Below are 12,905 nucleotides of genomic sequence, written 5' to 3' on the forward strand. Positions count from 1 at the left end.
GGACCAGCGGCGCGCTCGTTAGGACTCCGCCCCGTCGATGACGATCGGCAACTGGGCCAGCTCCAGATCGGCCGTGGGGTCGGACACGACGTAGAGGACTTCCTTCAGCGGGTGCCACCAGGGCTCGAAGGGGAGGCGGTCTTCCATGTCGATGAGCTCGTCCATGTGTGCCACCGGCTGGGCTTCGATGTGCCCGTCCACCATGCCTACATGGTAGGAGCCGCCCTTGCCGGCAAGCTCCCGATCTAGCACGGTCATCGCAGTGTTGACCAGACGAACTGCGAGCGTGCGGTCGAACGGTGAGGGGTTGCCGCCCTGCTGGGCGTGGCCAATGAGGAGCGAGCGCACGTCGAACAGGTCCCCGCCCTCTTCTTCGAAGATGTTGGCCAGGACGTCGGCGTTGTAGTACTCCGAAGCGTCCTCGTTGCGCACCACCAAGTAGAGCTGGCGGCCGGCCTCGAAGGAGCGGATCATCTTCTGCGTGTCGGCGGCGAGTTGGCTGAGCGTGATCCCGTCCTCGTAGAGGTAGACCTGCTCGGCGCCCGTCGTGAGCGCGGACATGAGGGCGAGGTAGCCGCACTTGCGGCCCATTGTCTCCACCACGAAGCAGCGCCGGGAGGCGGAGGCGGACTGGCGGATGCGGTCGATCGTCTCCGTGTTCCAGTTCAGCGCCGTGTCGGTGCCGATCGAGAATTCAGAGCCGGGCAAATTATTGTCGATCGATGCGGGCACCAGCACAATCGGGATCTTGAACGCCGGGTATCGTGAGGATTCCTTGTGCATCTCGTAGACCATCTTGTAGCCCTTGAAACCGCCGATGACGATCAGGCCGTCCAGCTGCGCGTTCTCGATCGCGCGGCCGAGGGCGTAGTACTGGTCGACGTCGGGGATCGTGCGCCGGGTGCCAAGCTCGGCGCCGCCGTCCTCGGCCCACCCTTCGACGTCGTGCCACTTGAGCTCACGAATCCTTCCGTCCACGAGGCCCGGGAAGCCGCCCTCGATGCCGAGCATGGTGTAGCCGCGGTCGATGCCGAACTTCACGGCGGCGCGCGCCGCCGGGTTCATGCCGGGCGCGAGGCCGCCGGCGTGGAGGATGCCGATGCGCTTGGAACCCTCCGGGCGCTCGGGGGCCACGGGAGAGGAGAGTGTGGCAAAGAGGTCGATCATCTCCTGGTAGTGGTTGCCGCGCGAGGTCACGGCGGCGTCCCAGTCGCCAGATGAGAGATGTTCCTTGACGGCGCGCGTGTTCTGGATCGCCTGCATCATGGGCAGACGGACGATCTTGTTGCGCCGGGTGCCGATGATGACGGGTTCGGTCTCCTGGGTGGCGTGGACCAGGTCCCAGGCTGCGGTGTAGCCGAGCAGGGTGGGCATCCAGCGGTCGTAGGCCGAGGGAGTGCCGCCGCGCTGGACGTGGCCGAGCGAAGTGATGCGTGGGTCTTCGCCCATGCGATCCTTGATCGCGGTGCGAACGTCCTCCGCTGTGATCTTGTTGCCGGCGCGGTCGGAGGCTCCTTCGGCGACGACGATCAGCGAGTCGCGCCGGCCGTTCTCGCGGCCCAGGCGCAACTTCTCCGCCAGCTCATCCTCCCAGCCGTCGGCCGGGGGAAGCTCGGGGATGAAGACGTAGTCGCAGCCGCCGGCGATGGCGGACATGAGGGCGAGGTAGCCGCAGCGTCGGCCCATGACCTCGATGATGAACGTGCGCTGGTGGGAGGCCGCCGTCGCCGCAATCGCGTCGATCGCTTCGATGATGCGGGTGAGGGCCGAGTCGGTGCCCACGGTCATGTCGGTCCCCACCAGGTCGTTGTCGATCGAGCCGACGACGCCGGAAATGAGCAGCTTCGCGTGGCGCTGGCCCTCCTCTTCCGACACCGCCCCTTCGGCCACGAGCTCAGCCAGCAGCTCGGGCCAGAGCTCGCGCAGCTCGTCCGCGCCCGTCAGCGTGCCGTCCCCGCCCATGATGACCAGGCGGTCGATACCGTTCTTCACGAAGTTGTACACGGCCTTCTTCATGCCCGAGCGCTCGCGGAACTCGTCGCAGCGCGCGGTGCCGATGGCGGTGCCGCCCCTGTTGATGGTGGAGGAGACGTCCGACCACCCCATCTTCTTGATCAGATGCCCGCCCTCGACGGGGCCGCGCCAGCCTTCGAGGAATGCGTAGGGCGTGGCGCCGAGCTGGAGCGCGGTGCGAACAACGGCGCGAACCGTCGCGTTCATGCCCTGTGCATCACCACCCGAAGTCAGGATTCCTATCTTCACTTCCGGGGCGCTTGTGTTGCTATCCACGACATCTCCTTCACATTTGCGTCACGCCCAATTCTGTCATATTTGCCCCGGCGCGATTGGGTAGAATGGGGGCACTTGTTAGCTTTCAGGAGGAGAGTTATGACAGCGCCGATTGATGCAACTGCGACGCCCGCGTGGGCTCGCCTGACCGACCTTGAGGCGGGCCTCAACGTCGATTTCCGCGCGTGGTTTAAGGATGAAACCCGTGCGAAGAATTTCACTTTCCAGGCCGCGGATCTGTACGTGGACCTGTCGAAGACCTTCCTTACCGATGAGGTCAAGGCCGCGCTCCTGGAGCTGGCTGACCAAGTGAACCTGGCCGAGCGTCGTGACGCGATGCTCAGTGGCGAGCGAATCAACGTCACCGAGAACCGCGCAGTCCTGCACACCGCCCTGCGCCGCGAGAAGGGTGAGGAGGTAGATGTGGACGGGCGCAACGTCGTCGACGACGTCCACGAGGTCCTCGAGCGCGTGTTCGACTTCGCGGACAAGGTGCGTAGCGGTGAGTGGACGGGCGTCACGGGTAAGAGGATCGAGACCGTGGTCAACGTCGGCATCGGCGGCTCGGACCTGGGCCCGGTCATGGCGTACGAGGCGCTCAAGCCGTACGTGAAGGACGGGCTGGAGTGCCGCTTCATTTCGAACATTGACCCCACGGACGTGGGGGAGACCCTCAAGGGGCTCGACCCGGAGACGACCCTGGTGATCGTCGCGTCCAAGACGTTCACGACGCTCGAAACGCTCACCAACGCCCGCCAGGTGCGTTCCTGGCTGCTCGGCACGCTCGAGGAGCAGGGGGCGCCGACGGACGGCGCCGTGGCCAAGCACTTCGTGGCCGTGTCCACGGCGCTGGACAAGGTGGAGGCCTTCGGGATTGACCCGGTCAACGCCTTCGGCTTCTGGGACTGGGTGGGCGGGCGCTACTCGGTCGACTCGGCCGTGGGCCTGTCGCTAGCGATCGCGCTGGGCCGGGAGTACTTCGAGGACTTCCTGGCCGGCTTCCGTGCGATGGACCGCCACTTTGCGGATGCCCCGGCCGAGCAGAACGTGCCGTTGCTCATGGGCCTGCTCAACGTCTTCTACGTCAACTTCGTGGGCGCCCCCACGCACGCCGTACTGCCCTACTCTCAGTACCTGCACCGCTTCCCGGCCTACCTCCAGCAGCTGACGATGGAGTCGAACGGCAAGCGCGTGCGCTGGGACGGCACGCCGGTCACGTCGGCCACGGGCGAGGTCTTCTGGGGTGAGCCGGGCACGAACGGCCAGCACGCCTTCTACCAGCTCATCCACCAGGGTACGCAGCTCATCCCGGCGGACTTCATTGCGTTTGCCAACCCCACCTTCGACTTCAAGGACGGGGATGCCGACCAGCACGAGCTCTTCCTCGGTAACTTCTTTGGCCAGACCAAGGCGCTCGCCTTCGGCAAGACGGCCGACGAGGTCCGCGCGGAGGGCGTAGCCGAGGAGTTGGTGACCGCGAAGGTCTTCCCGGGCAACAAGCCCACCGCGTCGATTATGGCCCCGACCCTGACCCCGTCAGTGCTTGGCCAGCTCATCGCGCTGTACGAGCACATCACGTTCGTCCAGGGCATCGTGTGGGGTATCGACTCCTTCGACCAGTGGGGCGTGGAGCTCGGCAAGGCGATGGCCAAGGAGCTGACCAGCGCCGTTGAGGGCGACGAGGCGGCGATCGCTACCGAGGATTCCTCGACCCGCGGCCTCATCGAGTACTACCGGGCGCACCGAAAGTAGAACGTCACCGATCGGGGTGCCCGCCGGCTCGCCGGCGGGCACTTTCGCTTCAGGTCGCAAGCGCAGGCGCCAGGCTACCAGTCACTGTTTCACACCAGCCACAATCGGCCCACCCGTCGCGTCTGTCACGGCTCGGGCCGTGCCGCGGGACCGGAGCGTTCCGCGGATTTGAATTTACTGGACGATTCCGGGCCGATCTTCATATATGAGGAGATCGGCCCGGAATCGTCCAAAATATTTTAATCTGCCTAAGCCGGTGAGGGTGATGTACCCAAAGGGCACGGTCCCCGGCTGAGCGTTTGCTCGGACCCGCGGGATCGTGCCCCTTTCGCAGCGGTGAAGGCGCTGGTCGCCGCGTCGTCGTTTAGCTGAGTGCGACCTCGACGTCCTTGCCAAGGAAGCCTGCTTCGAGGAGAACCTTCGTCGGGGTGCTGTCTGCCGGAATGTCAAAGACGAACTTGCCGGACAGCGTGTTGCCCGGATTGATCTCGTCCAAACCCCACGAGCCTTCGATGTGAAGTGCAGCTTCGCTCGAGTAGGAGTGCTCGCGGCCCTGCTCGTCGATGAGCTTCATAGAGTCGGTAAAGAACCTCTCGGCTTTGTTGCCGTTGTTGAGGATGGACGCGCTCACGATGACGAACTGCCCCTGGGCCTGGGCGCCAAAGTACTCGTTACCGACTTCGGCAATGCCAGGCTCAATGCCTTCAATTGTTACGGTAAAATCGCCGACCTCGACCGGCGTGCCAATGGTCGCAGCGGGCTCCTCGGGGGTGGTCGTCTCCTCCGGTTCGGCGGACTTCGTTTCCTCTTCTTCGGCCTCGGCGGTGTCCTTAGCAGGATTGTCCGTTTTTTCGGACGCGGTGGTGGCGGGGGCGGTCTCCGGAGAGTCACTCGAGCACCCCGTGAGGATCGCGGTGAAGCCGAGAACAAAAAAGGCGATGATAGCGGTCAGAATCTTGTACTGACCGATCCATGAGCGCTGCGTGTTGGCGATTGTGCTAGTCATGGTTGTCCGATCTATTAGTGCGAAATAACGTCAGAATAAGCTAAGCAGGTCTCCCCCCCCCGCAAGCCGAAAACGGAACTCAACAGGGACTTGCGCCCGCGGGCCCGCGATTGCGGGCCCGGCTGCTAACCTGGTCCAGTGACGAACACCGCTGGATATCACTGGCCGGGGCCGGGCGGCGTCGGCGCGCACCTGACGCCGGGGCTCTACGAGCGGCTCATCGACGCCGAACTGGCCGAAGCGCTCGCGGCTTCGGACTTGCGCGCGGGCAGCGGCAAGGTCGATAGCGCCGATGCCCCTCACGTCCTCGCCACCCACCTGGCGGCCCGGATCGAGAGAGCCCTCCAAGCAGCGAAGGGGCGCGAGCGCCTCGAGCTTGCCAATCGTCTCCTCGCGCTCCTCCCGGACGGCAGCGCACTGCAGGAAAGACCCGAGGTGGACCCGAAAAAGGAGCCCTCACCAGACCAGCTCCTATCCCTGTGGCCGGCCGGCTTCGATCAGGCACCCGGGCGCCCGGAGATCCCACTGGCCGACGTCGCCCTGTTGACGAACGGCCCGCAGGACCCGGGCCTGGCTGCGGAGCTCGTCAAGGAGATGGGCTCGGCCGACCGCATCGACCTCCTTGGTTCGTTCATCAAGTGGACGGGCGTGCGCACGCTCCTTCCCGGTCTGGAGCCCCTCGCCCGCCGCGGCGTCCCCATCCGGGTGCTCACTACCACCTACATCGGCGCCACCGACCGCAAGGCCCTCGACGCGCTCGCCGGGCTTGGCGCCCAGGTGCGGGTTAACTACTTCTCTGCCTCCACGAAGCTGCACGCCAAGGCCTGGATCTTCCACCGCAACTCCGGCTATTCCACGGCTTACATCGGCTCGTCCAACCTCTCGCGTAGCGCGATGACGGACGGCGTGGAGTGGAACGTCCGCGTCTCGCAGGTGGCCACCCCGCACGTGCTCGCCAAGTTCGCGGCGACATTTGAGACGTACTGGTCCTCGCCCGACTACCAGCCCTACGACCCGGCCACCGACTCCGCGCGCCTCGACGAGGCCCTGCGTGACGCGCGCGGGCTGCCCGGCCCGGGCACGACGTCGACCGTCACGGCTTTGACCGTGCGCCCCTACCCGCACCAGCAGCTCATGCTCGAGGACTTGGAGGCTGAGCGCGAGGGCGGGCGCCACGCGAATCTGCTGGTGGCCGCGACGGGCACGGGTAAGACCGTGGTGGCGGCGCTCGATTACGCACGGCTCATTGAGCGCCTGAACGGCGACGGCCGGCGCGTCCTGCCCCGCCTGCTTTTCGTCGCCCACCGCAAGGAGATCCTCCAGCAGGCGCTGCGCACCTATCGCGACGTGCTTAAAGACGGCTCGTTCGGCGAGATGTTCGTGGACGGGCAGCGCCCCGCCCGCGGCGATCACGTCTTCGCCTCGGTGCAGTCTCTGCAGGATCTGTGTGTTTTCGAGCCGGAGCGCTTCGACGTCGTCGTCATTGACGAGTTCCACCACGCGCACGCCGCCTCCTACCGCAAGGTCCTGTCCCATTTCCGCCCCAAGGAGTTGCTTGGTCTGACGGCCACCCCGGAGCGTGGGGATGGGGTGAGCGTGGCGGACGTGTTTTTCGGCGGGCGCATCGCCTCCGAACTGCGGCTGTGGGATGCCCTCGAGGCCGACCTGCTGGTTCCCTTCCATTACTTCGGGATTGCGGATGGCACGGACCTTCGCCGGTTGAGCTTCAGGCGTGGCCAGTACGATCAGGGGGAACTCTCCCGGCTCTACCTGGCCGACCGCGCCCGCGCCGCCAAGATCGTGGAAAACACGCGACAGTACGTGGCGGACGTGGGGCGGATGAAGGCGCTCGGATTCTGCGTCACCGTGGAGCACGCCCACTTCATGGCGGATTACTTCACCGCTTCCGGTATCCCGGCCCTGGCACTTGATGGCGGCTCGAGCCGGGCAGAGCGCGAGGCGGGGCTCGCGGCGCTACGCTCCGGGGAGGTGAAGGCCCTTTTCACGGTCGACCTCTTCAACGAGGGCCTCGACATCCCCGACATCGACACGGTCATCATGGCCCGCCCCACCCAGTCGGCCACGATCTTCCTCCAGCAACTCGGGCGCGGCCTGCGCCGCACGCCCACCAAAGCCGTCCTCACTGTGCTTGACTTCGTGGGCCACCAGCACGCCGACTTCCGCTTCGACGTCAAGTTCCGCGCGCTCACCGGCCTCGGCCGCCGCAAGCTGCGCACCGCTGTCGAGGCCGGCTTCCCCTTCCTCCCAGCCGGCTGCCACATTGAGCTTGACCGCGTCACGCAAGACGAGGTGCTGAAGAACTTGACGCAGACGGTCAAGCTCAGAGCTGCCCAGCTCGTTGCTGACATTCGCGTTCACGCCGGCGATGTCCGCCCCTACACCTTGCGTTCCTACCTTCACGACGCCGACCGCTCGCTTGCCGACATCTACGCGGGCAACCCCACGGCAACTGTGCGGGGGCGCAAGATTCCCCGCACGTGGCAAGCCCTGGCCGGCCTGGCGCTCGGCGAGGGAAAGGAGATCGGGGAGGCGAGCGTGGTCGAGCTCGACTTGCTGCGCCGCATCCGTGCCTTCACCCACGTCAACGACCGCCCGCGCATCGCCGCCTACCGGCGCATCCTCGCGGCGCTTGCGCTTGCGGAGACGCCGGCGGAGGCGGAGGAGGTCCTGGCAGGCCTGGGGGAGAAGGCGGCCTACGCGCCGATGTTGTACTTCTCCCTGTGGCCGACGGGCGACCCCGGCGAGATGGCCGTCAAGTTGTGGGAGGCGGTCCGCTCGGGCGTCTTCCGCGCTGAGCTCGAGCAGGTGCTTGAGGTGCGCGAGGACGCGCTGCGGACCGTGGCGCGCCCGCTTCCGGGCAGGCTCGCCGGCGTGCCGGTGCTCAGCCACGGGCGCTACACGCGCGAGGAGCTACTGGCGGGCTTCGGCGTCGGGACTCAGGACGAAGAAAAGCCGGGCAACGTGCGCGAGGGTGTGAAGTACGTGCGCCACCTCGGGGTGGACATCTTGCTCGTCACGCTGCGCAAGTCCGAGGCCGACTACTCGCCTACCACCCTCTACCGCGACTACGCCCTCACCCCCAACCTCTTCCACTGGGAGTCGCAGTCCACCACGGGCGAAAACTCTCCCACCGGCCAGCGCTACATCACCCACGAAAGCCGGGGGACCGACGTCGTGCTGTTCGTGCGCGAGACGAAGGTGGGCGAGATCGGGACCGAGCCCTACACGTGCCTCGGGAGGGCGCGCTACGTGCGCCACAGCGGCTCGAAGCCGATGGCGATTGAGTGGGAGCTGGACCGGGCAATGCCGGCAATGTTGCTCGCGGCATCCAAGCTTGTCTCCTAGATTCGCTTGGGACATAAGACGGCATTTTGGGAAAGCCAGCGGGTAGAATTGGGACTGTGCGCGCACGGGCGCGTGAATCCAATGAAGGAGTTATCTACATGGCAAAGTCTCCAGTTACCGTTACCGTCACCGGCGCAGCTGGCAACATCGGCTACGCGCTGCTCTTCCGCATCGCGTCGGGCGCGCTGCTCGGCAATGACGTGCCGGTTCGCCTCAACCTCCTCGAGATCCCGCAGGGCCTGAAGGCCGCTGAGGGTACCGCGATGGAGCTTAACGATTCGGCGTTCCCGCTGCTTGAGTCCGTCAACATTTTCGACGACGCGAACAAGGCTTTCGACGGCGCCTCCGTGGGCCTTCTGGTCGGCGCCCGCCCGCGCACCAAGGGTATGGAACGCGCGGATTTGCTCGAGGCGAACGGTGGCATCTTCGGCCCGCAGGGCAAGGCTATCAACGACAACGCGGCTGACGACATCCGCGTGCTCGTGGTGGGCAACCCGGCCAACACCAACGCCGTGATCGCCATGCAGCACGCCCCGGACGTGCCGAAGGAGCGCTTCACCGCCATGATGCGCCTCGACCACAACCGCGCGATCTCCCAGCTCGCTGAGAAGACCGGCGCCCGCGTGGCCGACATCAAGCGCATGACGGTGTGGGGCAACCACTCCGCCGACCAGCACCCGGACGTGTCCTGGGCCACGGTCGATGGCAAGCCGGCCCTCGAGCTCGTTGACCAGGCCTGGCTGGACGAGTACTTCGTGCCCACGGTCGCCAAGCGTGGCGCCGCCATCATCGAGGCCCGCGGCGCGTCCTCGGCCGCCTCGGCCGCGTCCGCCGCGATTGACCACGTCTTTGACTGGGTCAACGGCACACCGGAAGGCGACTGGGTCACCCCGGGCGTCTACTCGGACGGCTCGCACTACGGCGTCCCCGAGGGCCTCATCTTCGGTTTCCCGGCCATCTCCAAGGGCGGCGAGTGGGAGATCGTCGACGGCCTGGAGATCTCCGACGCCACGCGCGTGGGCATCGAGCGCAACATCAAGGCTGCTCAGGAGGAGCTCGACGCGGTTCGTGCTCTCGGCCTGATCAAGTAAGCCACACCCGAAGATGGGCGGCCCTGCGGGGTCGCCCGTTTTCGTATGCCTGCCTACCGGGGGAGGGCCTGTAGGCTGGGCGTGAGGACGATCGGCGTGGCAGGGCCACGCAGCAGAGCGGAGGGAACGTGGACAGGTCCGAGGAACAGTTTGAGCGCATGCGCGCCAGCCAGCTCTACCGCGTGGAGGGCCACGCCTTCGACGTCGCCTTCGAGCGCTCGATGCGCCTTCAAGACGAAATCAACGCCCTGCCCACCGGCGACATGGAGGCGATCGCGGACCTGGCCCGCCAGCTCTTCGGCACGTTCGGCGACGGCGCCGCCATCCGCACCCCCGTCCACTGCGACTATGGCGCCCACACCCACATCGGGGAGGGCGCGTTCATCAACTTCGACTGCGTCTTCCTGGACGTGGCCGATATTGTGATCGGCAAGAACTGCCAGATCGCCACGCGGGTCCAGTTCATCACCGCCGAGCACCCGCTCGAGCCCACCCCACGGCGGGAGGGCTGGGAGTCGGGCCGGCCGATCACGATCGGCGACAACGTGTGGCTCGGCGCCGGCGTCATCGTCCTGCCCGGCGTGACGATCGGGGACAACACGGTGGTGGGCGCCGGTGCGGTGGTCACGAAGGACCTGCCGGCCAACGTCATCGCGGTGGGCACCCCGGCGCGCGTGTTGCGCCCGCTTCCGGACGACGCCGCTTCGGCAGAGCTGGTGCCCGAGCACCTACTCTAGGGCGAATATTTCTTACTCGCGTGTGGCCCCGAGTCCGCAACGGATTCGGGGCCACACGCGTGTTTGTCAAATCCTGCCTCCTGGCTTTGCGCCAAGTCTTGAACGCCTCCAATTTGGCTTTATTGCAGGAGTTTCTAGGGGTGGACGGGTTCCGTCCGTAATCCTGGGAGCTTTGGGCCGTTAATCACATTTTTGCTCCCGTAGGGTCGTAGGTACACAGGTCAATCGGTGATTCGTCATCCACCAACAGTGAAGTTGGCCGGAATTATTACCTGCTCCATCGCCTAGAGAGTTGACACAATGAACAAGAAAAACGAAGTACGAGCACAGGACTTGTCCCGCGGGCGGCGGTTCTTCCTCCTGACCCTCGTCTCCATGGGTAGCTCGATCATCTACACCCCTGCCTACCTCAAGAACGTCTTCTACGATCCGCTGATGGAGGCGCTTGACGTCACAAATGCCCAGCTCGGCCAGTTCCTCTCGGCTTACGCGATCACTGCGCTGATCTGCTACTTCCCCTCGGGCGTGATCGCGGACAAGGTGCGCGTGCGCACGCTGTCCTGGGTCGGCTTCATGCTGACAGCGGCACTGACTTTCGTCTACGCCACGTTGCCGTCGGTGGGAACGCTCATGATGGTCTTCGTGGGAATGGGTATCTCGACGATTCTCATCTGGTGGGGTATTCGCTTCAAGCTGGTTCGCCTCATCTCGGAGGAAGAAGAGTACTCGAAGAACATCGGTATTTCCTACGGCCTGTACGGCGCTGCTGGCCTAGCGGTTGGCCTCATCTGCCTTCTGTTTATCAAGTACATCGCCAGTGCCACGGACTCGATGCGGTGGATGCTCATCTTCCTGGGCGTGCTCATCTTTGTGCTCGGCCTTCTGTCTTTCCTCATCCCCAAGTTCGAAGGCGAGATTGCCGACAGCTCTCAGGGATTCAACCTCTCCGAGGTGGGCATGGCGCTGAAGAGCCCCGTGGTGTGGATGGCCGCGGCGATCATGTTCTTCGTGTACTTCTACTACACGGGCGTCACCTACACCACCCCCTACCTCTCCTCGGTTATGGGTGCCTCGATCGGCATCGTCTCGCTCGTGTCAATCGTCCGCCAGTACGGCGTCACCCTCCTGTCCGGCCCGGCCTTCGGCTTCCTTGCCAAGGGCGCGGGTAGCCCGACCCGCGTTATTGGCTGGGGCTCGGTGGTCGCCGTCATCGCCCTCGTGACGATCGCCTTCCTCCCGGCGGGAGCCGCGATGGCTGTCGTCGCCGCAATCATCGCAATCCTGCTCGGCTTCATTGCCAACGGCGTGTTCGGCATCGTTTCCTCGGCACTGACCGAGGGCAAGGTCCCGCTCACGATCTTCGGTACGGCGACGGGCGTCCTGTCGGTGATCGGCTTTGCCCCGGATACGTTCTCCTCCATTTGGTTCGGAGCCCTCATCGATAACAAGGGCAACGATGCCTACGTGGAGATCTTCATGATCCTCGCCGGTGCGGCGATTCTCGCCACCGCGTTCTCTTTCCTCCTCCACTTCTACGTGAAGAAGAACGAGAAGAAGCTTGAGGCCGCCCAGCTGACAGCGGCCGCGGAGGCCCAGGGCATTTCGCTGGAGGAAGCCGCTGACCTGGTCGGCGTCGATGAGGGCGTCGTCGCGGACGCCAGCGAGGACCTCGAGGGCTAGATTGTCATGAAAAGACTCGATGTGCCTGCTCTGTGGAGCAAGGCGATGGGCGCGGCGATTGCCAAGCAGGACCAGATTGCTGCTGGCCTGTACGCACCCGGCCAAACCCTCGCGCAGATGCGGGAAGGGTACCTCACGGAACGCCGGTTCTGGAACGAGGGTGGGCCCGCGATGGCCTCGACCGAGGATGCTGGCATCCCCACGTCGCACGGCGAGGTTGGGGTGCGCATCTACCGGCCCACTGACGGCACGCTCCCCATCATCTTCTACATCCACGGAGGCGGATTCGCCCTCGGCAACCTCGACACCCACGATCGCATTTGCCGCAACATCGCCGACGAAGCGGGCGCGGCCGTCGTCGCGATCGACTACACGCTCTCCCCGGAAGCCAAGTTCCCGCAGGCCATCGAGGAATGCGCGCAGGTGGTCCAATACGTGCGCTCTCACGCCAAGACATGGGACCTCGATAGCGGAGACATCTCCTTCGCTGGCGATTCCGGCGGGGCGAACATGTCGATTGCGACCTACCTCTACCTGCGCGACGTGATGAACGACGCCGGCGGCGTGCGCTGCTTCCTGCTGTACTACGGCTGGTTCGGGCTGAAGGATAGCGTGTCCATCCGCCTCTACGGAGGCGTGTGGGACGGCCTGACGCCGGAGGACTTCTCCATGTACAAGCAGCTGTACATCACGCGCGAGGCCGACCTCGATTCGCCCTACCTCAACATCTTCAACGCCGACCTCGAAGGCCTTCCGCCGGCTTACATCTGCGCAGCGGAGCTCGATCCGCTCCTCGACGACTCGCGGTTGCTGGCAAAGATCTACGAGACGCAGGGCGTGAGCCACGAACTCGAGGTCGTGCCCGGAGTGATCCACGCATTCCTCCACCACGGGCGAATGCTAGATGCGGCACGCCAGGTGATGGCGCATGGCGGCACATTCTTTACATCGATCCCTTCACCAACCCACCCAACTGGAAAGTAG

General features: G+C 65.2%; 8 protein-coding genes. 6 read left to right on the forward strand and 2 right to left on the reverse strand.

The annotated features are described in order from the left end of the window. Positions 1-18: 18 nt before the first annotated feature. On the reverse strand, positions 19-2,289 hold the full coding sequence (locus tag AQZ59_RS06635; protein ID WP_062613892.1) for a 6-phosphofructokinase: 2,271 nt from the start codon (positions 2,287-2,289) through the stop codon (positions 19-21). 99 nt (positions 2,290-2,388) lie between these two features. Here AQZ59_RS06635 and pgi point away from each other — a divergent pair, with 99 nt between their 5' ends. After that, complete coding sequence (pgi, locus tag AQZ59_RS06640) at positions 2,389-4,041, forward strand: glucose-6-phosphate isomerase (RefSeq protein WP_062613893.1); 1,653 nt, start codon at positions 2,389-2,391, stop codon at positions 4,039-4,041. Between the two features lie 364 nt (positions 4,042-4,405). Here the strand turns inward: pgi and AQZ59_RS06645 are convergent, their stop codons facing one another. Beyond that, positions 4,406-5,047, reverse strand: a complete 642-nt coding sequence (locus tag AQZ59_RS06645) for a DUF4352 domain-containing protein (RefSeq protein ID WP_062613894.1) — start codon at positions 5,045-5,047, stop codon at positions 4,406-4,408. 138 nt (positions 5,048-5,185) lie between these two features. Here AQZ59_RS06645 and AQZ59_RS06650 point away from each other — a divergent pair, with 138 nt between their 5' ends. The 5 genes from AQZ59_RS06650 (at position 5,186) to aes (ending at position 12,905) form a co-directional block, all read left to right on the forward strand. Then, a complete protein-coding gene (locus AQZ59_RS06650) occupies positions 5,186-8,413 on the forward strand; it encodes a DUF3427 domain-containing protein (protein WP_201783167.1) in 3,228 nt (1,075 codons plus the stop codon). Between the two features lie 98 nt (positions 8,414-8,511). Then, positions 8,512-9,504, forward strand: a complete 993-nt coding sequence (locus AQZ59_RS06655; protein WP_062613895.1) for a malate dehydrogenase — start codon at positions 8,512-8,514, stop codon at positions 9,502-9,504. Positions 9,505-9,632: 128 nt separating this feature from the next. Then, complete coding sequence (locus AQZ59_RS09840) at positions 9,633-10,241, forward strand: sugar O-acetyltransferase (RefSeq protein ID WP_280521821.1); 609 nt, start codon at positions 9,633-9,635, stop codon at positions 10,239-10,241. Positions 10,242-10,541: 300 nt separating this feature from the next. Then, complete coding sequence (locus tag AQZ59_RS06665; RefSeq protein ID WP_062613897.1) at positions 10,542-11,921, forward strand: MFS transporter; 1,380 nt, start codon at positions 10,542-10,544, stop codon at positions 11,919-11,921. A gap of 6 nt (positions 11,922-11,927) precedes the next feature. Then, positions 11,928-12,905 (forward strand): acetyl esterase, encoded by a 978-nt coding sequence (aes, locus tag AQZ59_RS06670; protein WP_062613898.1) that lies wholly within the window; start codon positions 11,928-11,930, stop codon positions 12,903-12,905.

It is taken from the genome of Trueperella bernardiae, from assembly GCF_001469025.1.
GTDB classification, from domain to species: domain Bacteria; phylum Actinomycetota; class Actinomycetes; order Actinomycetales; family Actinomycetaceae; genus Trueperella; species Trueperella bernardiae.